This window comes from Sorangium sp. So ce204 (assembly GCF_051526795.1).
GTDB classification, from domain to species: Bacteria; Myxococcota_A; Polyangia; order Polyangiales; family Polyangiaceae; genus Sorangium; species Sorangium cellulosum_B.
Map to the genome: position 1 here is coordinate 1,122,316 of NZ_CP150317.1, position 23,956 is coordinate 1,146,271.

At 70.0% G+C, this 23,956-nt stretch carries 16 protein-coding genes; 9 read left to right on the forward strand and 7 right to left on the reverse strand.

Annotated features, from left to right (window positions below; genetic code table 11):
- Window positions 1-299 precede the first annotated feature (299 nt).
- From WMF22_RS04115 to WMF22_RS04130, 4 genes are all read right to left on the reverse strand, one after another.
- The gene (locus WMF22_RS04115; RefSeq protein WP_438034909.1) at window positions 300-6,026 is read right to left on the reverse strand and encodes an nSTAND1 domain-containing NTPase; all 5,727 of its coding nucleotides are present in this window, start codon (window positions 6,024-6,026) and stop codon (window positions 300-302) included.
- 145 nt (window positions 6,027-6,171) lie between these two features.
- Window positions 6,172-7,140 (reverse strand): lipase family protein, encoded by a 969-nt coding sequence (locus tag WMF22_RS04120; protein ID WP_437297810.1) that lies wholly within the window; start codon window positions 7,138-7,140, stop codon window positions 6,172-6,174.
- Window positions 7,141-7,620: 480 nt separating this feature from the next.
- Entirely contained in the window at window positions 7,621-7,860 is a 240-nt protein-coding gene (locus WMF22_RS04125) for a ComEA family DNA-binding protein (protein ID WP_437297811.1), read from the reverse strand.
- A 410-nt stretch (window positions 7,861-8,270) separates the two neighbouring features.
- Window positions 8,271-9,479, reverse strand: coding sequence for an aminoglycoside phosphotransferase family protein (locus tag WMF22_RS04130; RefSeq protein ID WP_438034910.1), 1,209 nt, complete (start codon window positions 9,477-9,479; stop codon window positions 8,271-8,273).
- A gap of 206 nt (window positions 9,480-9,685) precedes the next feature.
- Here WMF22_RS04130 and WMF22_RS04135 point away from each other — a divergent pair, with 206 nt between their 5' ends.
- On the forward strand, window positions 9,686-11,596 hold the full coding sequence (locus tag WMF22_RS04135; RefSeq protein WP_438034911.1) for a response regulator: 1,911 nt from the start codon (window positions 9,686-9,688) through the stop codon (window positions 11,594-11,596).
- 130 nt (window positions 11,597-11,726) lie between these two features.
- Here the strand turns inward: WMF22_RS04135 and WMF22_RS04140 are convergent, their stop codons facing one another.
- Window positions 11,727-12,284 (reverse strand): hypothetical protein, encoded by a 558-nt coding sequence (locus tag WMF22_RS04140; RefSeq protein WP_438034912.1) that lies wholly within the window; start codon window positions 12,282-12,284, stop codon window positions 11,727-11,729.
- Window positions 12,285-12,686: 402 nt separating this feature from the next.
- On the opposite strand from WMF22_RS04140, the gene WMF22_RS04145 reads away from it, so the two are divergent.
- Window positions 12,687-13,193: a DUF1993 domain-containing protein gene (locus WMF22_RS04145; protein WP_438034913.1), complete on the forward strand. Its 507-nt coding sequence runs from the start codon at window positions 12,687-12,689 to the stop codon at window positions 13,191-13,193.
- A gap of 153 nt (window positions 13,194-13,346) precedes the next feature.
- Here WMF22_RS04145 and WMF22_RS04150 read toward each other — a convergent pair whose 3' ends face one another.
- Entirely contained in the window at window positions 13,347-13,838 is a 492-nt protein-coding gene (locus WMF22_RS04150) for a UPF0262 family protein (protein WP_438034914.1), read from the reverse strand.
- A 229-nt stretch (window positions 13,839-14,067) separates the two neighbouring features.
- Window positions 14,068-14,739, reverse strand: a complete 672-nt coding sequence (locus WMF22_RS04155; RefSeq protein WP_438034915.1) for a hypothetical protein — start codon at window positions 14,737-14,739, stop codon at window positions 14,068-14,070.
- A 199-nt stretch (window positions 14,740-14,938) separates the two neighbouring features.
- On the opposite strand from WMF22_RS04155, the gene WMF22_RS04160 reads away from it, so the two are divergent.
- From WMF22_RS04160 to WMF22_RS04190, 7 genes are all read left to right on the forward strand, one after another.
- Window positions 14,939-15,751: a hypothetical protein gene (locus tag WMF22_RS04160; RefSeq protein ID WP_438034916.1), complete on the forward strand. Its 813-nt coding sequence runs from the start codon at window positions 14,939-14,941 to the stop codon at window positions 15,749-15,751.
- Window positions 15,752-16,340: 589 nt separating this feature from the next.
- Window positions 16,341-17,897, forward strand: coding sequence for a DUF1592 domain-containing protein (locus WMF22_RS04165; RefSeq protein WP_438034917.1), 1,557 nt, complete (start codon window positions 16,341-16,343; stop codon window positions 17,895-17,897).
- A 71-nt stretch (window positions 17,898-17,968) separates the two neighbouring features.
- Window positions 17,969-19,258, forward strand: coding sequence for a DUF1552 domain-containing protein (locus tag WMF22_RS04170; protein ID WP_438034918.1), 1,290 nt, complete (start codon window positions 17,969-17,971; stop codon window positions 19,256-19,258).
- A gap of 361 nt (window positions 19,259-19,619) precedes the next feature.
- Complete coding sequence (locus WMF22_RS04175; protein WP_438034919.1) at window positions 19,620-20,699, forward strand: STAS domain-containing protein; 1,080 nt, start codon at window positions 19,620-19,622, stop codon at window positions 20,697-20,699.
- 176 nt (window positions 20,700-20,875) lie between these two features.
- Window positions 20,876-21,370 carry a cupin domain-containing protein gene (locus tag WMF22_RS04180; RefSeq protein WP_437297821.1) on the forward strand — a complete coding sequence of 165 codons (495 nt, stop codon included), beginning with the start codon at window positions 20,876-20,878 and terminating at the stop codon, window positions 21,368-21,370.
- Window positions 21,371-21,583: 213 nt separating this feature from the next.
- On the forward strand, window positions 21,584-22,651 hold the full coding sequence (locus tag WMF22_RS04185; protein ID WP_437297822.1) for a hypothetical protein: 1,068 nt from the start codon (window positions 21,584-21,586) through the stop codon (window positions 22,649-22,651).
- A 233-nt stretch (window positions 22,652-22,884) separates the two neighbouring features.
- A complete protein-coding gene (locus tag WMF22_RS04190; protein WP_438034920.1) occupies window positions 22,885-23,883 on the forward strand; it encodes a hypothetical protein in 999 nt (332 codons plus the stop codon).
- The last annotated feature ends 73 nt before the right edge of the window (window positions 23,884-23,956 follow it).

Sequence of the window (23,956 nt, forward strand, 5' to 3'; positions counted from 1 at the left end):
CGGGCGGGTCGGGACCGAAACGGGAGGCCTCGGAGGGGGAGGCGAGGAAGTCGCGATGGGGTGGGGCGGCCTCGCGAGGGGGGTCGGGTCGGTCTGAAACCGAAACGGGCGGCCTCGGAGGGGCAGGCGGGGAGGTCGCGACGTGGCAGCGTGGCATGGCGAGGGGGGCGGGCCAGGTCGAAACCGCAACGGGCGGCCGCGGAGGGGGCGCTACGAGGTCGCGACGTGGCAGCGTGGCATGGCGAGGGGGGCGGCGGATCCGAGACCGGAATGGATGGCCACCGAAGGGCGGAAACAGCTCACCGCTGCTCCCGGGCCGCCGCGCGGGCCTCCTCGACGCGGCGCAGACAGGCTTCTCGGTCGGTTCGGGCCGTAGTTTTGGGCACGCGAAAGAGCTCTATCCTTCGCTCGATGGGCATGCAGTAGGTGGTTGCGGTCCACAGCTTCGGATCGTCGACGCCGCGGAGCGTCTCGAGGTCGGTCCACACCCGCACGGTCTTGTCGTCGGACGCGGTAGCGATGCGCTTGCCATCGGTGCTGAACGCCGCGGCGTTGATCGGAGAGTCGGAGCCGCGGAGGAACAGGGGCTCGCCTGTGCCATCGGTATTCCACGATCCCATCGTCTTGTCCCATGACGCCGTGAGGACGCGTTTGCCATCCGGGCTGAATACCGCCCACAAGACCCAATGCTCGTGACCGCGAAGGACCAGAGGCTCGCCCGAGCCATCGGCGTTCCACACTCTCGCGGTCTTGTCCAATGATGTGGTCACAATGCGCCTACCGTCGGGGCTGAACGCCGCGTTCATCACGCGGTGGTCGTGACCGCGAAGGACCAGGGGCTCGCCCGAGCCATCGGCGTTCCACACCCGCGCCGTCTTGTCCCAGGATGCGGTGACAATGTGCGCGCCGTCGGGGCTGAACGCTGCTGTCAAGACCCGATCCTCGTGACCGCGAAGCACGAGGGGCTCGCCGCTGCCATCCGCATTCCATACCCGCGCGGTCTTGTCATAGGACGCGGTGACGATGCGCTCTCCGTCGGGGCTGAACGCCGCCTCCAGGACGCCATCGTCGTGACCGCGCAGGAGCAGGGGCTCACCCGTGCCATCGGCGTTCCACACCCGCGCGGTCCTGTCCAAGGACGCGGTGACGATGCGCTTGCCGTCGGGGCTGAACGCAGCCGCGTAGACGCCATTCCCGTGGCCGCGCAGCACCAGAGGCTCGCCCGAGCCGTCGGCGTTCCATACCCGCGCGGTCTTGTCCGAAGACGCGGTGACGATGCGCTTGCCGTCGGGGCTGAACGCAGCTGAAGTGACCCCTTGCTCGTGACCGCGAAGGACCAGGGGCTCTCTCACACCGGGGGAACTCCATATTCGCGCGGTCATGTCATACGACGCGGTGACAATGCTCTCGCTGTCGGGGCTGAACACCGCCAATTCGATGCCAGCCTCGTGACCGCGAAGGACCAGGGGCTCACCCTTGCCCTCGGCGTTCCATACCAGCGCGGTCCTGTCCTGTGACGCGGTGACGATGCGCTTGCCGTCGGGGCTGAACGCCGCCCCCAGGACGCAATCCTCGTGACCGCGAAGGACCAGGGGCTCACCCGTCCCATCGGCGTTCCACACCCGCGCGGTCTTGTCCAAAGACGCGGTGACGATGCGCTCGCCGTCAGGACTGAACACAGCTGAAGTGAGCTCCGCCTCGTGACCGCGAAGGATCAGGGGCTCACCCGTCCCATCGGAGTTCCATGCCCGTGCGGTCTTGTCCGAAGACGCGGTGACGATGCGCTCGCCGTCGGGGCTGAACGTTGCCCCCAGGACCCGATCCTCGTGGCCACGCAGCATGATGGGCTCACCGATGCCATCGGCGTTCCACACCCGTGCGGTCTTGTCCGAAGACGCAGTGACGATGCGCTTGCCATCGGGGCTGAAAGCAGCCGCATGGACCACATCCCCGTGACCGCGAAGGACCAGGGGCTCACCGGTGCCGTTGGCGTTCCACACCCGCGCGGTCTTGTCCGAAGACGCAGTGACGATGCGCTTGCCATCGGGGCTGAACGCAGCCGCATGGACCCCATCCCCGTGACCGCGAAGGACCAGGGGCTCACCGGTGCCGTCGGCGTTCCACACCCGCGCGGTCTTGTCCGAAGACGCAGTGACGATGCGCTTGCCATCGGGGCTGAACGCAGCCGCATGGACCCCATCCCCGTGACCGTGAAGGACCAGGGGCTCACCGGTGCCGTCGGCGTTCCACACCCGCGCTGTCTTGTCATAAGATGCAGTGACGATGCGCTTGCCGTCAGGGCTGTAGGCCGCATACCGGACCCAATGCGAATGATCGAGCACCGCGCGAGCAACCCAGTTCTGGAGCGTCCAGCGCGCGAGCACGGACCACCCTCGCGGCACGTCAGGTGGCTCGATCTCGCGCAGGATCGCGACCACGGTCGTGGGATCGGCTTGCAGCTCGCGAGCCGCGGCCATGCGGGTGGCGTTGCGCGCCTGCAGGGCTTCGGCTCGCGCACGAGCCGCTTCCTGGTCAGCGCGAATCGCCAGGTACGACACGATGAGCGCAACCGCGCCGAGCGTGGCAGTCACGCCTGTGGTGAGCCGCTGGCGCAAGCGGCGCGCGCGGTCGGCGTGGTCCACGACGGCCAGCAGATAGCGCTCCTCGCGCCTGCTGAGCCCGACGCGCCCATCGGCTCCGCGGGCAGCGCGATGGCGCTCGTGCCACGCCCTGGCGTCCTGCGCCGTGCGATCGCGCCAGAGCAGCCCCTCGGCCCGACCGCTCGCCTCCCACTGCTGAGCGGCGGAGCGCAGCCGGGCCAGGAACTGCGCATCTTGCTCGCTTTCGGCGAGCCACTGCCCGAGCTTCGGCCACCTCTCGATCAAGGACTCGTGGACAAGCTCCACCGTCGCGCGATCGCGCGCGCCGCCGGTCTCCTCGCCAGCTTCGATGAGCAGGAGCCGCGCGCCGGCCAGGCGCTGGACCACCTGCACGACCGCGTCGCCGGCGTCGCCTTCGCCGCCCTGGGCCAGCTCGCGGAGCTCGTCCAGGCTCACCACCGCGCGCGTGCGCTCGGGCGTGACCAGGCGCAAGAGCACCGCCCGGGCCAGGCGCTGCTCGCGAGAGGGGAGCGCCGAGAGCACCGCGTCCGCATGGGCGGACAGGGCACCGGCGACGCCGCCGAGCTGGTCATAGCTGTCCCGCGTCAAGACCCGGCGCGCGCGATCCCGCGCCTCCCACAGCTGAGCGGCCGTGAACTGCAAGAGCGGCAAGGGGCTCCGCGTGCTCTCGAGCGTGCTCAGCATGTGCTCGACCATCTCCGCCGTCTCGAAGCGATGAGCTGCCGCCTCGATCGGCCTCGTCAAGGCTTCGCGCAGGCCGCCTCGCCCCATCGGCGGAAGGAACCAGAGCCCGCGGGTCACGTCGTTCATGAAATGATGATCCTCGGCCATCCGATCGAGGAAGTCCGAGCGGACGGCGAGCAGGACGCGCAGGGGCGACGAGGCGTCGTCAGCCGCAGCTTCCAGGCAGGCGACGAACGCCGCCCGCTCCTCGGGCGCGGCGCCGAGCGTGTAGAGCTCTTCAAACTGATCGACGAAGATCAGGATACGGTGCCCGGGTCCCGCACGGCGACAGCGCGCGCGCAGCCGAACACCCAGGTAGCCCGGCTGGGAGCGCAGGGTGGCGAGCAGCTCGTCGTGATCGGGGAGCTCGGGCGGACCCGTCGCTGCGCTGCTCGTGGACTCCGCCCCGGCGACCTGCACGAGCACATCGATGAGCGAGGACAGGGGACGGCGCCCTGGGCGCAGAACAAACGCTTCCCAGCGCTCCTCGGAGCCCTTCAATGCCGGGATCACCCCCGCGCGCACGAACGACGACTTGCCTGCCCCGGAGGGCCCGGCGACGGCCAGGAGCGGCTGGTTGCGCAGCCGCGCCGTCGTGGCGGCGATCTCACGATCGCGGCCGAAGAACCGCGCCGCGTCCGCCTCCTGGAAGGCGGACAGGCCGGCAAACGGGCTCTCCTCCTCGCCGAGGTCGAGCGCCTTGCGACCGGGCAAGAGCGCCTCGAGCTCGGCAAGGAGCTCCGTGGCCGAGCCGACGCGCTCGGCCTTGCTCTTCTTCAGGCAACGGTCGACCAGGGCGCCAAGCGCACCCACATCCGGGCGCTTCTCGCCGAGGCGGGGCATCGGAACATCGAAGCTCGCGACGTCCGAGAGCCGCGCGCGCGAGAACGGCTCCAGCGGGTGCTCCCCCGTGAGCAGCTCGTACAGGATGATGCCCACGGCCCACAGGTCAGCGCGATGGTCGACGTCCCCGCCCAGCAGTTGCTCGGGGGACATGTACCGTGGCGTGCCGACAGCCGCGCTTCTCCGGCGCTGGCCAGCGTCTCCGGCGAGCGCCGCCCGGGCGCTCGTCATCGTCGAGGCCACCTTGGCCTCGATCTGCTTGGCGATACCGAAATCGACCACCTTGATGCATCCGGCGTCATCCAGGAGGATGTTCTCCGGCTTGAGATCGCGGTGGACGATCCCGTGCTCGTGCGCGCACACCAGCGCGCGAACCACCGGAGTCATGAGCTCGATCACGACGTTTGGCGCCCTCGGGCAGGGCGGTGTGTGGGCGCCGGGCGACCCGGACGCGCCGGGGTGCTCGCGCTGGGTCATCCACTCGCGCAGCGTGAGACCCTTGATGTATTCGAGCACGAGGTAGGGATATTGACGAATCTCATCGACCTCGTGGATGACCACGATGTTGTCGTGCCTGCAGCGCGCCGTGGCCCGCGCCTCGGCCAGGAAGCGCTCGATCCTGTGCCCGCTGTACCTGAGCAGGAGCTTGAGCGCGACAAGTCGGCCGAGCTTCGTGTCGCGGGCCAGGTACACGACGCTCATGCCTCCCTGGCCCAGCTTGCGGATGATCTCGTAATGCTTGATGCGGTCGCCGGCCTCCAGACGCATGACGCCCCTTGCGGGCCCGGCGGACGGTGGCGCAGCCGCCTCCTCCTGGGTGGGCTCAGCGTTGCCTGTTCGCTCCTCCGGCATCCGCGCCGATGCCAGTCCCGGTGGAAGCGCGGCGCTGCCCGCTCGCTCCTCTGTCCTTCTCGCTGCTCCGCTCGCCAGCTCGTCCGGCTTCACCAGGTCTTCCCGGCGGAGCCCGCCCACATCGCAGGCGTCGACCTCGCGCAGCAGGCCGTCGGCCGTGACGTTCCGCGCCGCGATCTCCTCGACCGTCGCCCGTCGCAAGAGGGTGCCGAGCGGGTGCTCGAGGAGCGCTCGAGGCATCCTCACTGGCTCACGGCCATCTCGCTGGAGAGCCGCTCCTTCCGGCGGCCCGCCGCGGCCTGCACGCCTGCCCGTGAGGCACTCGAGGAACACGAGACCCCAGGCATACAGGTCCGAGCGCGCCGTCGGCGGGAACCCCCGGCGCTGCTCGGGCGCCAGGTAAGCCTGCGAGCCCACGAGCTCGCGGCCGGACACGGGCGCTTCCTCCTGGTCCGCTCGCGCGACGGCGGCGACCGCGCTGAAGCCAAAGCCGAGCACCAGGGCGCTCCGCTGTGCTTCCGAGGGCACGACCATCACGTGGGCCGGCCTGAGATCCCCGTGGACGACGCCCTGCCGGTGCGCGCAGCCCAGCGCGTCGAGGACCTGCCTCATCAGGCGCCGCGCCGCCGGCGGCTCGAGCGGGCCTTGGGCCGACAGCAGCTCGGCCAGGCTCTGCCCGGGCACGCGCTCGAAGACAGCATAGAGCTGACCCTCGTCCGTCTGTCCCGCGTCGATGGGCCGGACGATGCCGGGATGGTGGAGCCGCGCGCAGCGGCGCATCTCCCGCAGAAATCGCGTGCTGCGACGGCGCGCCAGATCCGCGGGGCCGTGGTCCCGCGGGAGGCGCATGATCTTGAGGACGACCGGCTGCCCGCTCGCGATCTGCCGCCCCTCGTAGACGACAGCGAGCCTGCTCTCCCGGAGCAGGGAGAGGATCTCGTAGCAGCCCTGGAACACCGTCCTTGGAGCGAGGTTCTCCTGGTTCATCAAAGCCCCACCGGTCGCTGCCGCCTCGCGCGGTAGCCTCGGGCGAGCGGTCACGCACCGCCGGATTGACGCGTCACGTGGCGCGCGGAGCCGGACGCCCACGGCGGCCCGGCGCCGCGCCGAGGGGCGGGGGCGCGGTCCCCGTCTACTCAAGCCTGAATCGGAAGATGGCTGGCTGGGCCGTGCCTAGCTGCGACGCCTCCACGTAGTTGGCTGGCGAGTGATCACCCCACGAGAACGGCACAGGCACCCATCGGAGGATGGGCAGCTGCTCCTTCACCCAGGCGAAGATACCGACCGCCGCGCTCACGAGGAGCGTGCGCGTCTGGCCCGCGATCTTGCCCTCGTACGTCCACCCCTGCCCCCGCGAGCGGTGCGCCCTCCCGAAGTGCACGAAGTACCCCGTCGAGAGCGGCGGCAGGCGCGGCACGATGTCGTTGTCATAGACGAATCGAAACAGCCTGTCTCCGAAGAGCTCTTCGGCCCTGGCGGCGAAGCCCGCGTCGCCGATCATGGGCTGCCCGAAGGTGTAGACCCCACGGAGCCGCTGCCGGATCTCCCCGTACTTGCTGTCCGTGAACAGGCGCGCGGCGATGAGGGCCGCCATCGCTGCGCCCAGGCTGTGACCGGTGATGAAGAGCGCCTCCAGCTTGCCCTGCGCCTCGGGCGCACGCCCGGCGGCAGGCGTCGACGCGACGTCGGGGCGCGGGGATATCTCGGTGCCCGGGAGGACATCACGGATGTGCTCGCCGCGCAGCGCCGCAGCGAGATGCTTGTCGATGATCGACCACATCACATCGACGTTGCGGGCGAAGCCGCCGTGGACGTGCCCGAGCGAACAAAATCGCTGCGACGCGACGCTCGCGTCCGTGAGCCAGTTGAAGAGGTTCCCCGGCTCGGTCCCCTTGACGCACAGGATGAGGAGCCGCCTGCACCTGCTCTGGATGAAGCACACGTCGCTCGCCAGGAAGAGCGCGTCGTTCCGCACGCTGATCCGCGCGAGGTCCCAGTCGCCGTAGACCGACATCGCCTTCTCCAGCGTGTCCAGATCCGAGTACATCCACGCCGATGCCAGCGACAGGATGAGCGTCGCCTCGGCGTCGGGCTCGCGCATCGCCGGATCCACCCGCAACATCCGCTGGATCGTGCCTTGTTCGGCGGATGGTTCGGCCTCCGCATCCGATCCGGGGGCCGCTGACGGCCCCGCTATCGGCAGACACGGTGTTGCAACGATGGAATCGGTCATGAGCCCTCCCGTCATCAAGCTGCCTGGCTTCCCAGGACGCCGCTTGGTGCGCGTCGGACAGGCAAGCACCTTGCCACGGATCCTGTGTGCGCGCTCGACGAGCCGACCGCCGGCAGATCCTCGATGCCAACCTGCGCGCCTGCGCCTGCGCGTCAAGCGACCAGGGCGAACGGGGCGGCATGGACGAAGCCGCTTCACGACCTTGTCGAACGGAGCCGCTTCGCGGCGACGAACAACAGCCCCGCCGCGCTCTCTCCCCGGCGGGGCCGACCCGTGCCGCTCAAGGCCTCGCAGGGTGTCTCGACGCGCCCAGCCTCGAGAGCAGCCTCAGGCTGCTCGCTCGCTGCATCACCGAGGCTGTGTACGGCGCGCCGACGTGCTCGCGTGCGTCACGTAAAAGCCCGCGTCCTTCAGGCTCTCTATCATCATCGTGCTGACGCCGGTCACCTGTTGGATCTGCTCCCAGCTGCTGAACCCCCCGAGCTCCTCGCGCTTCTGAACGATGAGCTGCGCGCCTTGCTCGCTCACCTGGCTCACCCGTTGAAACTCATCCGCGCTCGCCTTGTTGATGTCGGTCGTGTCAGCCATTCGCGCCCCCGGGCAAGCTCTATGACTGCGGTGCTTTGTCCCTTGCCCACCCGGAGCGTGGTGCACCCTGCTTGCGATGGGGAGGGGCCCGCGGCGTCGAACAGCAAGATTGGACCGAGCAGCCGCTCGGCGCGGGGGCTGCAAGGCGCCGGCGGCGACTCCAGGCGAGCGGCGCGTCGACGAACGGTCCGAGCTTGCTCGCACGTTCGACGCTGGCGAAGGGCCGAGCGGCCGACCGAACGCCTCGTGAACGCCACGAAGCTCACGGTCCCGCGCCGAAGGTACTCGAACTCCTGGTGCTCGACGTCGCCGGGGCACATCGGGCGCAGTGGTACCAGCGCAGGTCTTGGCGGTAGAGCGAGTGAGTTCGCTTCTTGACCGTGTTGACCTTCACTGTGCCCACGTCGAGACTAGCAGGATCGAGAGCGCGCCACCGCGGCTGTCCTCGCGAGCCACGCCACGGGATCTCTCGCGTGGTAGGGGTGCTCCGACGGCTCGATGTCGTCGAGGAACTTGCGGTAGATGATCGCCTGGCGGGCCGCTGCGACGGGCGCGAGCAGCTCGGCGGCGCGCTCGGGGTCGGAGCCCGGGATCGCGGCGCGCCACGCGCGGCTCCAGGAGCTCCGGAGCGGCTCGACCGCGCCGGGCGGGGCGCCGTCGAGGAACGCTGGCTGGTCGAGCAGCGGATGCCCGACGCCGCTGTCGCCCCAGTCCAGCAGGACGGCCGACGTCGCGTCGCCGCGGGCGTTGCCGACGTGGAAGTCGCCGTGAACCAGCGTGTCGGGCAGGCCGGCCTCGGCGAGTCGAGCGAAGCGCTCGGGCAGGCCGCCGACGAAGCTGTCGAGGGTCGCCCGATCGCCGGCGGACAGGTCGGGCGTCCGCGTCACCACGTCCGCGATGAGCCGGGTCATGGCCGGCGCGCGCCAGTCCGGCAGCCCCAGCGAAAGGAGCTCGTCGACCCGCCGGCTCGCGTCGCGCTGCAGCCCGACAAGCAGCGAGACCAACCGCTCCCGGACGGGTAGCTCGGCCTCGTAGAGATCTTCGCCTGGGATCTCCCGCATCAGGATCCGCTGGCCGTCGTGGCCGAGGAGCGCCGGTACAGGTCCCCCCGCGAGCCGCGCGATCACCGCCCCCTCGTGGCCGAAGAACGGAGGGACATGCTTCAGCCAGACAACCTCGTCGCGAACCCGGAGCCGCCACAGGCTCGACAGGTTCCACGACCGCATCTGCTCGGCGGGCGCCGTCCGCGCGAGGCCCCGATCGCGCAGGACGGCGTCCGCCCACGCGAGGTCGTCGGCAGGCCCGCCCGGCCGCGCCCACGGTTGCCGGAGCGGGTGGTCGTCGAGCGCCCCGCGCCAGGGCTCGACGCCGGGCGGCGGCGCGTCGAGCTCCGCCTCCGCGAGGTAGGTGACCGCCCCGCCTTGGGGGGCCGGGAGCTCGGCGGCGAGCATCCGGAGGACCGTCACCTGGAGGCCGAAGCGCTCGCGGGCACCCTGGACGACCGCTTGCGCGTCCTGCCACCAAGGCGTCGCGGCTTGATAGGGCGGCAGCGCGCCCAGGAGCTCACCGCTCGTGGTGAGGAGGACGAGCCGGACGACGCGCGGCGGGTGGGGCAGCATCGGGCGAGGATAACGAGCGCCGGCCTCGTTCGCCGCTCGAGCGCCCGGCCCCGCGGCTCAGCGCCGCTCCGCCGCGTTGCGTCGTTCGCGGCGGAGGCGCGCGGCTATCTCCGCTCCGCCCGCGCTGCGAGCCGCCGCCGCGGCGAGGGCGCGAGGCGCTTGATTCCGGGAAAGCGTTGGAGTTCCTTAGCTCTCAGGGGGTCACCATGTCCGCTGAACCCAGCCGGGCGCCGCCTGCACCTTGCTTTCGCCTCCTGCTGATCGAGGACAGCGCCATCGCGGCCTCCGTCGTGCAAAGCCACCTCGACGCCGTGCCGTGGCAGCGCGCCGAGCTCGCGCACGCGGAGACGCTCGCCGCCGGGCTCGCGCGCGTGAACGAGGGGTGGGATGTCGTCCTCCTCGACCTCTCCTTGCCCGATGGCGAGGGCATCGAGGTGGTCGAGCGGGTGCGGGCGGTGGACCCCCATGTGCCCATCGTCGTGCTGACGGGCCACGACGACGTCCGCCTCGCGGAGCGCGCGCTCGGCGCGTCGGTGCAGGATTACCTCGTGAAGCGGGGCCTCGACGCGGACACGCTGTGGCGAGCCATCCGTTATGCGGTCAGCCGCCAGCAGCTCCTGACGCAGCTCGCGCGGGCGATGGCCGAGGCCCGCGAGAACGAGGCCAACCTGCACCAGCTCATCGCCCGGAGCGCCGATGGGGTGATCGTGCTGGATCCCTCCGGGACGGTGCTCTTCGCGAACCCCGCCGCGGAGTCGCTGCTGGGCGACGGGCGCCCCGTCGCCGGGCGGGGCTGCCCGGCGGCGCTCTGCGCCGGCGAGACGAGCCTGGAGATCGGAGGGCAGCAGGTCGTCATCGACGTTCGCTGGGTCGACGTGGACTGGCAGGGGCGCCCCTCGCGCATGGCGCTCCTGCGCGACGTGACCGGGCGGCGCCGGGCCGAGGAGCTGAGGTCACGGCTCGAGCGCAGCGAGCGGCTGGCCGCGGTCGGCCAGCTCGCGGCGGGCGTGGCCCACGAGATCAACAACCCTCTCGCGTACGTGGTCGCCAACCTCGAGCTGCTCGCCCGCGAGGTGCGGCGGCTCGCCGACAAGGGCGTCGCCACCGAGCTCCTCGCCCAGCCGCTCGCGGACGCCCGCCACGGCGCTCGGCGGGTGGTGGACATCGTCGGGGATCTCGGGGTGTTCGCGCGCGCGGAGGCGAACGAGGCGATCGGGCCGACCGACGTCAACGCGGTGATCGAGAGCGCGCTCAACATCGTGCATCCCCAGATGAAGCACCGCGCGCGGGTCGTGCGCGAGCTCGCCTCGGTCGCGCCCGTGAGCGGCGCGGAGGGGCGCCTGACGCAGGTGTTCGTCAACCTGCTCATCAACGCGGCGCAGTCGATCCGGGAGGGGCGCGTCGCCGACAACGTCGTCGAGGTGCGGACCCGCGATCAGGGCCGGGAGGTCGTCGCGGAGATCGTGGACTCCGGCTGCGGCGTGCCCGAAGAGCACATGAACAGGCTGTTCGAGCCGTTCTTCACCACGAAGCGCGCGGGGGAGGGGACGGGGCTCGGACTCGCGATCTGCCGCAACATCGTGGAGTCGTGCGGCGGCACCATCGGCGTCAGCAGCGAGGCCGGCGTCGGCACCTGCGTCCGCGTCCGGCTGCCCGCCTGGGCGAGCGCCGAGCTCACCCCTCGTCGCGCGCCGCCTGCGCCCGCGCGGGATGAGGAGCCGGCGCGGCGCGCCCGGATCCTCATCGTGGACGACGAGCCCCTCCTCCTGAGCGCGCTGCGCGGGCTCCTCGAGGCGTCGCACGAGGTCGTCTGCGCGCGCTCGGGCAGAGAGGCCCAGAGGGCGCTCCGGCTGGACGCAAACTTCGATGTCGTGCTCTGCGATATCGTGATGCAGGAGGGTACGGGGATAGACCTCCACGAGTGGCTCGAGGCGGAGCTGCCGGCGCTCGTCGACCGGGTGCTGTTCATGACCGGAGGGGGCACGAGCGAGGTGAGCAGGCGGTTCCTCTCGGCCCACGGGGGACGTGTCCTGCCGAAGCCGATCGACCCGGCGGAGCTGCTCCGGCGGATCGATGCGCTGCTGGAGGCGACAGCGGCAGAGCCCGAGAGGATGTAGCGGCGGGCCGGGGCGGGGAAGGGGGGAATCGGCGCCGGTCAGGAAGGGGGAATCGGCGCCGGCCTCCTGCGCGTCATTGGCCGTGCGCCGCGCGCCGCGCGCCGCGCGATGCGCGATGCGCGATGCGGGCTCACGTCCCGCCGCAGGCCTCGTACTCCGCCTTGCATGCGTCCGCGCCCGCCTGCTGCACGCACGCCTTGCAGTCCGCCGCGATGCCCTGGCCGGCGCACTCCCTCTCGCACTCGTCGGCGCACACGCCCGCCGCGCAGACGCAGGCGATGAGCGCGTCCGTCTCGGGATCTTGCAGGGGATCCGTGTTCGGATCGCAGCCTTGCACGCACGCGCAGCAGATGCCGTCGCCAGGGCAGCAGCCGTCGCTGCGCCCGAGGGGACAGCGGCAGGCGCCGCCGCCTTGCTCCATGCACGGCCCGTAGCCGCTGCCGTCGGTGAGGCACGTCGCGACGCCCGGCTCGCCGACGGCGTGACAGGTGCAGGACATGGTCTCGCCAGGAGTGCAGGTTGCGCCGGTGGCCGAGCTCGCGGTCGTCGAGCTCGCGGTCGCCGAGCTTTCGCTCGTCGAGCTGGCGGTCGACCCGCCGCCCCCGGTCGGATCCGGATCGGTCGTCGAGGAGCCACATGCGGTCGCCAGCGCAGCCGTGAACAAGCTGAGGAAAAGGATGTGTCGCATCGGCGCCCCCTATAGCGTGCCGCCCCCGCGGCCGTCGAGGGCCATCACGGCGCGCGCCGTCGCGCTCCCTCCCCGGCACGGAGCCTCGCGCCGCGGCACCCCGTCCTCGAATCCAGTTCGTCAATGCTCTTTACATTACTTCACGAGCGCGTCATGACGCGGAGCGCCCCGCGGGCGTGTCCTCAGCGCTGGAGTCCGTGGATCGCGGCGAACGAGCGCCGCGCTCGGGCGCCCGAGGGGGCGCGGGCGGCTCCTGCGTGAGAGGGCGTGCTTGCCTGGCGAGCAGGATGCCCTATGTTCGCGCCTGCTCGCGTCCCCGCCGGGGGGTGCGCCGGCGCCGCGCCGCGTGCGCCGTGCGGGGAACGCGCTGCCTGAACCGTGCGATAGCAAGGAGATGAGAAGATGACGATCTCGATGTATCAGGCCTCTGTCCCGGTGCTCGTCAGGATGCTCGGCAACCTCTCGGCGATCCTCACCAAGGCCGCCGCCTACGCCGAGGCGAAGAAGATCGAGCCGCGCGTCCTGCTCGACGCGCGCCTCGCCCCGGACATGCTCTCGCTCACGCGCCAGGTGCAGATCGCCTCCGACTCGGCCAAGGGCTGTGGAGCGCGGCTGGCGGCCGTGGACCTGCCGAAGTACGAGGACAACGAGGCCAGCTTCGACGAGCTACAGGCCCGCATCGCCAAGACCGTCGCGTTCCTGAACAGCCTCCGGCCCGAGCAGATCGACGGCTCCGAGGACCGCGATGTCACCATCCCGACGCGCGATCAGCCGCTGCAGTTCAAGGGCCAGGTTTACCTGCTGAACTTCGTGCTGCCCAACTTCTATTTTCACGTGACGACCGCCTACGCGATCTTGCGCCACAACGGGCTCGAGATCGGCAAGCTAGACTTCCTAGGCGCCCGCTGATCCGAGCGGCGGGCACCCGCTGCGGATACGGGCCCACCTCGACGTTTTCGGTGCTCAGCGCACGGGAGTGCGCTTCCGCGCCGAAAACGCCGATCTGGGCCCGTCTCCTGTGCGGGTGACCGCCGCTCGTCGTCGTTCGTGGCCGACGCTCGGCTACCGCACGCGCCTTCGAGCGTGGTGATGCGCGGGGAGCGGGCCGAGCTGCGTCGTGTCGACGAGGAGCGAGACGACGAGCGAGAAGAAGCGGCGGCGCGTCTCGAAGCTCGGGCTCAGGTCGGGGAGGAGGGCGCCTATCCGCCTCGCGCCGGCGTCGTGGAGGACACGCTTGGCCATATCGATGGGCTCGATGTGGGCGGGGTAGAGGTCGCCCCCGGAGAGCTTCTGGATGAGGCCCACGTACTCGCCAACGAGCGGCGCGACCTCCGCCCGCGCGAGGGCGAGGGTGTCAGCCGAGACGGCGCTCCCGGCGAAGACGAAGTGGAGGTCCCTGTCGTCGCAACCGGCGACGAGGGTGCAGGGCTCGCGCGAGGGCCAGGGCGGCTCGCCGGAGACGATATCGGTCGTGAGCGTGCGCCACTCCTGCCTGCGGAGCGGCGACGCGCTCGACCAGAGGCGCTCTTCGATTCGGATGGCATGGACGGGCATAGGGGCTGAGCTCAGTGTAGCGCTCAGCCCTCACGGTTGTAACGGCTCACCGTCGGCCAGCGAAGAAATCAACAGAACTCCATAAACTACGTGTTGTCCGTCTTTGGGTCGGCGCACGATCGCCTCCGGGACCCTCGAACGCCCTGGATGGAATTCCGTGGCAATCTCTGCTTCGTCATGCCCAACGACGGACGTGCGGCCGCTTGCTTCAACAGCTTGTTGGGCGGCGTCACGCCAGGAGGCTCTTGGCGCACGAGTGGAGCGCTTCGGGGAATGACGACATGGTCTGTTTGAGGGAATGACCCCGGGCGATGCACTCGAACGTCTCGTCGTGGAAGGCAAGCAAGTAGTGTCGATACTGCTTCCACCCATCTGGATTGTACTCGCTGTGAACCGAGTTGATCTTCATCAGCTCGGCGATCCATCGAGACCTCTCGACGACGTGGGCAGCATACAAGACCAACCCGCGGCCGTGCAGGGGATGTCCGTGGAGCACCTCGTCATTCGGTGGCCCGAGCTTGTGGGCGAGGCATCGCTCGAATTCGACGATGGCGATCAGGCGCAGGTCGGCGCTGGTGGGATCGACAACGGTCGCATACGAGCCATCCCACGCGGGGTCACGTTCGCGCATGTTGTAGACGACGAGAGTCCTGGAGCCCGAGGAGAAGACATGCGGGAGTGGGGCGCCGGCATTCCAAGGATGCTGCCAGGGGATCTCGACGGCACACTCCTCCCCGGTGGCGCGGGCGAGATCTCGCTCGAACGAGATGCACTTGTCGTGCGCAGTTTGATAACGGGCCCATCCCCCGTCTCCGGGTTTTCCGGAGAGCGCAGCGGCTGCTGCTGCCGACAGCTCCTCGCGGGCGGCGTCCAGGCTGCGCCTTATGTCTTCGACGACCATGCCTGTCGATTCAGGCGCGCTGGGTGACCTCACGCACAGAAGGTCTCACGGATCGGCGCTGCGCCGCAAGTCCCGGGTGTCGTCCAGCGCTGCAGGGCAGATCCGTCCGACGCCGGTGCCCGTCGCTGCTTCTCCGGGGGGCCGTGGGCGCGGTGGGGCCGCGGTGGACCGTGCCCACGCGGTGGTGGTAGGAGAAGATATGGCGAAGAGGCGTGCAGCATGGATGTGCGCGGCGTGGACGCTCACAGCCGGTGGATGCACCACGCTCGTGGGGCTGGACGACGGCTACCACCTGGTGGACGGAGCGGGCGGTGAGGCCGGCGCAGGCGCGGGGGGCGAGGCCGGCGCGGGCGCGGGCGGGGGCGAGGTGGTCGTCCCCGCCGACGTCGAGCTGATCGACGACATGGAAGACGGCGACAGCGCCATCGATGAGGCGGCTGGCAGGGTCGGCTACTGGTACAGCTTCAATGATGGGACAGGCACGCAGACTCCCCCGATCTACTCGGACGAGAACCCCGCCGGGTTCATCCCGGAGGCGCTCGCTGAGCCGCGCGGCGAGAGCACGATGGCGATGCACACGTTCGGATCCGGCTTCACCGAGTGGGGCGCCGGGTTCGGCTTCGCGCTGAACGGCCCCGACGGGGGCCTGCTCGCCTACGACGCGTCGGCGTACAGCGGTATCGTGTTCTGGGCCAAGCTCGGCGACGCGGACGCGGCGACCACGATGAAGGTCAACATCACGGACAAGACCTCGGACCCCGCGGGCGGGATCTGCGATGAGTCGGGAGAGGACGTGGCCAATCCGTGCTTCGACGACTGGTCATCCACCGCGCGCCTCGGCACGGCGTGGGCGCCGGTCGTGATCTCCTTCGAGCAGTTCGCGCGCGGCGGCGGGGACGCCGAGCCAACCGGCGCGGGCATCGACCTCACAGGGCTCTTCGCGATCGAGTTCGGGTTCACGGAAGGGCAGGATTTCGACGTCTATATCGACGACGTCGGCTTCTACAGGTGATCGCCTGATGGGGGCCTCTCGGCGGCGTGACGCTCGGATCGCGGGCGCTCAGCGAGACGCGTCGAGGTGATCCCGGACCACGCCGTCGTCCAGGCGTCAAAATCGTTGATAGTTGAACTATCTGCTCTCGGCAGTGATGTGCGGCGAGGCGCCGCGCGCAGATACCGTCGAGGTTCAAAAACGCGACGGCGGCAGATAAAATGGGTGGGTTGGTGGGTCGTTGGGGCACAAAAGTGTTCGTGATCGACCTCTGCCGTGAGCCGGTCGGGACAGGTTCTGGTACATAATGTCAAATCGGCGCTGTTGAGTCGCAGCGTCGGGAACCCGTGCAGGCGCCGATCCATGTGGTCGGCGCTCGCACCAACTCGTGCCTTCCTTCGGGCGCGGCGTGGAGAACACGGTGAACCCCGAGCAACACACGCATCGCTGGCCTCTCGAGCTTCTCGGCTCACAACTCAGGTACGCTGCGCCGCTCTTGCTCGCGCTCGTCGCGGCTTGCAACGGCCGAATCGGCGAGTCCGGCCAGTCCACCGGGGCTGGCACGGGCCCCGGCGGGGACGAGACTGGGGTCGTAGAGCCCCCGGAAGACGTGCTGGATTCGGCGTTCTGCCAGACGCCGCAGCCCGGTACGGCCCCGCTCCGCCGCCTCAGCAATTACGAGTACGCCAACACGGTGAAGGATCTCTTCTCCGGCGTCCCGGGCGTGGCCTCCGCCGTCGACAAGGTCGTCGCCACATTTCCGAACGAGTCCGAGTCGCTCGGCTTCCGCAACAACGCGAGCTTCTTGAACGTCGGCTCGCTCGTCGCGCAGAAGTTCCTCGACGCCGCGGAGGAGGTCGCCGCTGTCGCGGCCCACGCCTCGGGCCTCGTCTCCTGCGATCCGGAGGAGATCGGCGAGATCGAGTGCGCGCGCGACTTCATCCGCACCTTCGGCGCCAGGGCGTACCGCCGGCCGCTCACGGAGGCCGAGGTCCAGAGTTACGAGGAGCGCTTCACCGCAGGATCGGACGGCTACACCTTCGACGACGGCATCGAGTGGGTCGTCTTCAGCATGCTGCAGTCGCCGAACGTGCTCTATCGCGTCGAGCTCGGCCAGGCGAGCACGGGGGACGTCACCGAGCCCACGCCGTACGAGATGGCCTCGCGGCTCTCCTACCTGGTCTGGCAGTCGCAGCCGGACGAGGAGCTCACGCGGGCGGCGGAGGCGGACGAGCTCGGCACGCCAGAGCAGCTCGAAGCCCAGGTGCGGCGCATGCTGGCCGATCCCAGGGCCGAGCGCTTGCTCGAGTACTTCGACCAGTGGCTCGACACCGACATCCTGGGCAGCATGAACCGCGATCCGGAGGTGTATCCGGACCTCTCGCGCGATCTGCCCGCCTTGCTGCGAGCGGAGACGCGCACGTTCGTGAAGGACCTCTTCGCGAGCCCGAGCGGCTCGCTCGACGACCTCTTCGCCGCCGACTACAGCTTCCTGAACGGCGCGCTCGCGCAGCACTACGGCGTGAGCGGGGTGAGCGGCGACGATTTCATCAAGGTCGACATGCCTGGCCGCTCGGGCGTGCTGACCCAGGGCATGATGCTCACGCGCGACAAGGCGACGCGCACCTCGATCGTCCGCCGCGGCCTCAAGGTGCGCACCGATCTCCTGTGCCAGATCGTGCCCGCGCCGCCCAACGACGTGAAGCTCGATCTCGAGGGCCTGGGAGAGGGGCTCTCGCAGCGCGAGCGCCTCGAGCTCCACCGCACCGAGCCGAGCTGCGCGGGGTGCCACGCGCTGATGGATCCCATCGGCGTGGTGTTCGAGTCGTTCGACGCCGTGGGCCGCCCCCGCAGCACGGACGAGGCCGGCAGGCCGATCGACACCTCGAGCGCCATCTCGAGCACGCGCGACGTCAACGGCCCCGTGGCGAACGCCGCCGAGCTGGGCCAGCGCCTCGCGCAGAGCGAGGAGGCGCGCGCCTGCTACGTGCTGCAAAACTTCCGCTTCTTCTACGGTCGCGACAAGACCGCCGCCGATCGCTGCTCGATGGCGTCGCTCTCGCTCGCGTTCAAGGACAGCGGTTACAGCCTGTCCGAGCTCGTGGTCGCGCTCACGCAGACCGACGCCTTCCGCTACCGCCCCGTCATCGTCCCGGAGAAACAATGAAACCTCTGAGCCGCCGTACCTTCCTGCGTGGCGCATCCGGAGTTGCGCTCGCGCTCCCGTTCCTCGATGCGATGCGTTCGAGCCGCGCGCGAGCCCAGACGGCGCCGTCCCCGCGCCGCATCATGTTCGTGTTCCAGGCGAACGGCGACGAGACGGATCGGCGCTTTGACGCCCGCGGCGAGACGAGCTTTCAGCTCGGCGAGTTCCTCGCCCCGCTCGAGCCGTACCGCGAGGACCTCCTCTTTCTCAACAACCTGCACAAGCACTTCTATGATCTGCCGGAGTCCGAGCGGGCCGACAACCACCAGCAGGGCGGCAGCTCGCTCGCTCCTTGGAAGTCCGGCTCCGGGTCGTTCCCCATCGGCGGCACCGAGAGCACCATCGGTTACGTGGAGGGGCCGAGCGCCGACTACGCGATCGGCGGTCGCGTGCTGGAAGCGAGCGAGAGCATCGCGCACCGGCACCTCGTGTACCGCGTCGGGGACAAGTGGAACGACATCTGGAACACCCACTCCCACGCGGGGCCCGCGGGCGACCAGAACCCGATCCCGCCGGAGACCGATCCGTACGAGGCCTACGCCCGGATCTTCGCCTCCACGCCCGGCGACGGGGGCGCGCAGCAAGAGGTGCTGAGGCGCCTGGCGAAGAAGCAGTCGGCCATCGATCTGGTGCGCGAAGAGGGCAATTCCCTCCTCACCCGGGTCGGCGCCGAGGATCGCGCCAAGATCCAGCAGCACCTCGACGCGATGCGCGACGTCGAGCGCGCGCTCCAGGCCGGCAACGGCGCGGCCACGTGCGTGAAGACCCCGCTCGGCGAGCGGATCAACCCCTACGCCGACGAGAACCACGCGATCATGGGCGAGCTGTTCTTCAGGATCAGCGCCCTCGCGTTCGCCTGCGATCTGACGCGCGTGGTGCACTTCAACTGGAGCGGCAACACCAGCAACCGCGTCTACTCGAACCTGGGGCTCAGCGATGGGCACCACGACATCTCGCACAACAGCGACGACGACTCGTTCGCCAAGGTGCGCAAGATCCACAGGCACCTCTGGGAGCAGAACACGAAGCTCTACGAGATCTTGAAGAACACGAGCGACGGCGACGGCACGCTCTGGGATCATACGCTCGTCGTGCACTGGAACGAGCTCGGGCAGGGCGACAGCCACAGCATCGAGGACAGCCTGGTCGTCTTCGCGGGCAAGGCCCACGACTACTTCCGGCGCGGGCGGCTGGTGGATTTCCGCGGCGATCGCTCCTTCGCCGACATGCTCGTGAGCTGCTTCCATTACATGGGCTTCGAGGACGTCAAGAGCTTCGGCGAGGGCGTCCTGAACACCGGGGGCGCCCTGCCGCTCACCTGAGCAGGCGCCGTCTCCTCGACCTCCTCGCGGGCACGCGTCGCTGGAGAGAACCCCGGAGGAGAACCGAAGCCTACTCCATGGCAGGGTGAACCAGCGTCGCGCGCTCGAGCGTCGATGGAAACTTTGCGTGGCAGCTGACAAGCGAAGCCTCGGGCCGCAGCCGACAGCGCCGCTCGCTCGGCGTTCATGCGCGCGCGCCTCTCGTCGCTCGCGGCGACCCGACCCACGACCCAGGCCGTGCCGCCTTGCCGGCGCTGGGGCTTGCCGCTCCGGCGCGCTTCAGGCAAGGAGCGCCGGCGGAGCGGCACGCAGCGCATGGGGCGCCCCGGGCCCGCGCCCCATCACGCCACCACATGAATTTATGACTACCTCCCGGATAACAATCTCTGGATTCGACATCGAATGGGACCTGAAGAACGGCGTCAACCTGTGGGCCGGGATGCCTACCCTGAGCATGTGGATCCCGAGCACGGTGGCCGGCCTGATGTCGGGCATGGTGGCCATGGTGGGGGTCGAGCGCTTCAACCTGTGTCTCCAGCTCGGGGGACGGCAGAGCGTCGATGGCGACTGGGCCATCATCAGCGCGCATCCGGGCTTCGAGGAGGGCATACGGCAGGTGTCCGAGATCGCCTGGCCGGCCGGGTGGGGGCGGTGGGAGGCCGTCGCGGTGGACCGCGAGCGCCGTGAGGTCCGGTATCGCGCCGTCAACAGCTGGGAAGCGATCTACCAGCGCGCGCTGGGGGTCAGCTGGGGGAGCGCGATGCTGGCCGGAAAGCTGGCCGGGATCACCGAGCGCCTGTTCGGGGTGCCTTGCTGGGCCGAACAGACGGTGTTCGCGGCGCAGGGCGCGGCGTACGACGAGTTCCTTGTCCGCCCGACCGACGAGACCGTCGAGGCGCGGCTCTCGGCGCTCCTCGAGGCCGATCGGGGCACGAGCTCGGATCTCGCGGTCGCGCTGTCCAGGCTCAAGAACGAGGTGGCCGAGCGGGAGAGGACCGAGCTCGCGCTGCGCGAGAAGCTGGAGCTCATCCAGCAGCAGGAGACGGCGCTCTGCGCGATGGTGGCGCCGATCATCCAGGTGTGGGACGGCGTGCTCACCGTCCCTGTCATGGGAGGGCTCGACAACCAGCGCGCGTCCGCGCTGATGGAGCGGCTGCTCGGCGCGATCGTCGACAGCCAGACGCGCAACGTCATCCTGGATCTGACCGCCGTCGAGGCGGTGGACACGAGCACGGCCGATCACCTGATCCGCATCGTGCGCGCGGTGGAGCTCCTCGGCGCCCGCGTCGTGGTGACCGGCATCCGGCCCGCGGTGGCTCAGACCGTCGTGTCCGTGGGCATGGATCTCGATCGAATGATCACGCTGCGCAACCTGCAGGAGGGCCTCAAGATGTGCATGGCCTCCGGCGCCGATGCTGCTCCCCGCTCGAAGGCCCCGTGAAGCGCGCTCATCCCAGGTGACGGACGCGCCCTCCGCCTGCTGGAACAGCGACGTCGCTTCCACGAGCTCCACCGAGCATCCGCCATCGAAGGGGCGAGCTCCTCCCACAGGCTGCGGGAGCGCTCCGTACGTTTTTCCAGGTGAGCGCTCTCTCCACGGGTGCTTCACTGGGCGGCATGTCGATCATCCAGCCCTGTTTCGATCGGTCGGTCGTCGTCCGTGGCGCTGACGCTGAGGTCGTCGGCTCGCCCGCCGCGCGGATCCAGCTCCTCGCGGACAGCAGCGCGACGGGCGGAGCCCTCTCCACCGTACGCGTGACGCTCGCGAAGGACGCGGACGGCGCGCGGCCCCATCGCCACGACGCCTCGGCCGAGATGTTCTATGTGCTCGACGGCGCCGTGCAGGTCCTCTCGGGGAGCGACATCGTGACGGCCGAGAAGGGCGACCTCCTCGTGGTCCCTCCGCGGGTCGCCCACGCGTTCGCCGCCGCGCGCGGCAAGGGCGCAGAGCTCCTGGTCGTCATCACGCCAGGGGTCGAGCGCTTCGATTACTTTCGCAAGTTGACGCGCATCGCGTACGGCGAGGAGCCGCCCGAGACCCTGCGCGACGTGCAGGAGCTCTACGATACGTACTTCCTGAGCAGCCCCGAATGGGAGACGGCGCGCCGATGAGCGGGCTTGCGGCCGAATCGATGTCTCCCGGGGGTAGACCGCATCGGCCGCTGGGGCGCTCGGCGACGCCGGCTTCGGAGGGTATTTCAATCCAAGCTCCGGGCAGCCGCTGCCTCGGTGTCTTGTGACAGCGATGTCGTGCGGCGCTTGCTCTCGCGAACGCGATGCGTCGGGCGCTTGACGGCATCGGCGATCGCCTGGATAAGCTGCCGCATGAGATCCGCGGCGCTCGCGCTCCTCGTCGGGGCCGCGCTGGGCAGCTTCGATCGTCCCGCAGGTGCCGCCCCGCGCGCCTCGTCGCTCGCGTGGGTGAGGATGCCAGGGGCCGAGGCGTGCATCGACGCGCCGACGCTCGCGCAGGCCGTGGAGCGGCGGCTCGGGCGCGGGGCGTTCGTGCCGCCCACCCGCGGCGAGGTGTCCATCGAGGGGCGGATCGAGCGCGCGCAGGAGGCCGGCGTCTGGCGTGCGACGATCCGGGTGTTCGGCGCGGGCGGGGCGGCGATCGGGTCGCGGGAGATCGAGGCCGAGCAGGTCGATTGTCGGGCGATCGACGAGCAGCTCGAGCTCGTGATCGCATTGCTCGTCGACCCGGACGCCTCGCTCGTGCCCCCCGGCGGCGCGGGCGGCCCAGCCGCGGCCGCCGCCGGGGGCGCGCCGGGCGCGGGCGCGGCGGCGTGGCCTGCCCCGCGGCCCCCGACCGCGACGAGAGCTGCCGTGCCCCCGGCGTGTCCGCCGGCGCCAGCGGCGCCGAGCGCTCCCTGGCGGGTGGGAGGCGCGGTGGAGGCGGTGGGCGGGCTCGGGCTCACGCCTGGGCCCGCGAACGTCGGGGTCGGGGTCCGCGCGCACGCGACGCCGCCGCGCGGGCCGGGGTTCGAGCTGGGCGGCGCGCTGTGGAAGAGCTCGGTCGCGGGCGAGGTGCCCGGATCGCCCTCGTTCTCGCTCGCGTACGGGAGGCTGTCCGTGTGCCCCGTCGAGATCGCGCGCGGCGGGACGGCCCTCTCGGGCTGCGCCGGCGCGATGGTCGGATCGCTGCGCGTCGAGGGACCGGCGGTGCAGAGCAGGTTCCGCCACGAGCGGCTCGTGTTCGATCTGAGCCTCGACACGCGCGTGCGGCGGCGCTTCGTGGGCCCGCTGTTCGGGGCCGTCGGGCTCGGGATCGCGGTGCCGCTCGCGCGCGATGTGTATTTTTACACGGACGAGGCGGGGGAGCGGCGCGACGTCTTCCGTGCGTCACCGGTGTCGGCGATCCTCGATCTCGGCCTCGGCCTCGAGCTGCCGTGACCGGGGCGCGTCAGATCATCGACGCCGTCGCGGGCTGAGCTGCTCTCCACGTCGCCACCAGCGCATCGACCTATCCCGCGAACGGCCCCGCGCGCCCAGCGCCCCACCCCTGAATCACGTCGTTCGCCTTAACACGACTTAACGGTGGGCGGCCCCGGTCCGCGCTATTCAGCGCCGCGGGGGAAAACATCGCTCTCAGGAGAATCCTTATGATCGAGAAGAGCACTCTGTCGATGCAACCCTGTTCTCTCCGTCCGTCACGCGCTGCCCTGCCGCGAATCGGCGCGGCGCTGCTGCTCCTCGGAGCCCTCGGCGCCGCCGCATGCACCGCCGGTGCCGGGGCGGACGAAGAGGAGAGCCTCGGGGTGGCGAGCCAGCGCGGAACTTACGATCTGACGAGCAGCTACACGGGCAACGTCGGAGACACCCGCGGCTGGCTCATCGAGTGGCAGGTACCCACGCTTCTGAACGCGTCCACGGCCTGGACCGCGGTGGGCCAGTGGTACTACAATCTGGAGTCCGGCATTTACCACAGCCCCGATGGATGGTTCGTCTACTATTTCGGAGATGACAACGGTGTCACAGGGAATCATTCGAACTGCAACACCCAGTGGGGCTCGGGGGGCACCTGCGGCGGCTCGCTCGGCGGCCTGCAGCCCGGGCAGCAGGTCGTCTTCAAGTACGAGTGGTGCACGCCCGAGCGCGTCGCGAGCGTGACCGGCGCCCAGCTCTGCCTCTATGTCGACATGAAGGACGGCGCCGGCTGGCAGTTCCTCGCCCAGGACGCGCGCAGCACCGTCGAGATGTATGCGCACGACATCGAGCATTTCGCCGACGTGGGCCCGCAGTACCCCGAGCCGCAGGTCTCCTGCGAGGCGCCCATCAAGATGCTTCGCCAGCAGGTGAAGACGACCACGGGCGCCTGGCAGAACATGTCGGGCGCGAGCACCTGGTCGTTCCACGACGCCGCGCCCTACGTCTACCAGAACAAGAACCTCAGCGCGTCGCCGTCGACCTGGGAGGCCTGCACGTCGACCGTGCCCGCGAACGACTGCAGCAGCGCGCCCGCATGGATGTCGGCGCAGGTGTATACGCCCTCCACGCTGGTGACCGACGGCGGCCACCTCTGGTCGGCGACCCAGCAGATCTGGTGGTCGCACCCGAGCTGCCCGCCAAGCAACCCGACCTCCTGGTGCCCGGCCGAGTGGGCCGACCTCGGGCCGTGTAACTGATCGCGGAGCCCGCTCCTCGGGGACGCCAGCGGACGGCGTCTCCCCCTCTCTCCTTGATTCAGCCCGCCCGTTC

Coding starts and splice junctions, on each gene's coding strand:
- WMF22_RS04115 (WP_438034909.1), bottom strand. CDS start 6,026: ATGAACCAGGAGAACCTCGCTCCAAGGACGGTGTTCCAGGGCTGCTAC.
- WMF22_RS04120 (WP_437297810.1), bottom strand. CDS start 7,140: ATGCGCGAGCCCGACGCCGAGGCGACGCTCATCCTGTCGCTGGCATCG.
- WMF22_RS04125 (WP_437297811.1), bottom strand. CDS start 7,860: ATGGCTGACACGACCGACATCAACAAGGCGAGCGCGGATGAGTTTCAA.
- WMF22_RS04130 (WP_438034910.1), bottom strand. CDS start 9,479: ATGCTGCCCCACCCGCCGCGCGTCGTCCGGCTCGTCCTCCTCACCACG.
- WMF22_RS04135 (WP_438034911.1), top strand. CDS start 9,686: ATGTCCGCTGAACCCAGCCGGGCGCCGCCTGCACCTTGCTTTCGCCTC.
- WMF22_RS04140 (WP_438034912.1), bottom strand. CDS start 12,284: ATGCGACACATCCTTTTCCTCAGCTTGTTCACGGCTGCGCTGGCGACC.
- WMF22_RS04145 (WP_438034913.1), top strand. CDS start 12,687: ATGACGATCTCGATGTATCAGGCCTCTGTCCCGGTGCTCGTCAGGATG.
- WMF22_RS04150 (WP_438034914.1), bottom strand. CDS start 13,838: ATGCCCGTCCATGCCATCCGAATCGAAGAGCGCCTCTGGTCGAGCGCG.
- WMF22_RS04155 (WP_438034915.1), bottom strand. CDS start 14,739: ATGGTCGTCGAAGACATAAGGCGCAGCCTGGACGCCGCCCGCGAGGAG.
- WMF22_RS04160 (WP_438034916.1), top strand. CDS start 14,939: ATGGCGAAGAGGCGTGCAGCATGGATGTGCGCGGCGTGGACGCTCACA.
- WMF22_RS04170 (WP_438034918.1), top strand. CDS start 17,969: ATGCGTTCGAGCCGCGCGCGAGCCCAGACGGCGCCGTCCCCGCGCCGC.
- WMF22_RS04175 (WP_438034919.1), top strand. CDS start 19,620: ATGACTACCTCCCGGATAACAATCTCTGGATTCGACATCGAATGGGAC.
- WMF22_RS04180 (WP_437297821.1), top strand. CDS start 20,876: ATGTCGATCATCCAGCCCTGTTTCGATCGGTCGGTCGTCGTCCGTGGC.
- WMF22_RS04185 (WP_437297822.1), top strand. CDS start 21,584: ATGAGATCCGCGGCGCTCGCGCTCCTCGTCGGGGCCGCGCTGGGCAGC.
- WMF22_RS04190 (WP_438034920.1), top strand. CDS start 22,885: ATGCAACCCTGTTCTCTCCGTCCGTCACGCGCTGCCCTGCCGCGAATC.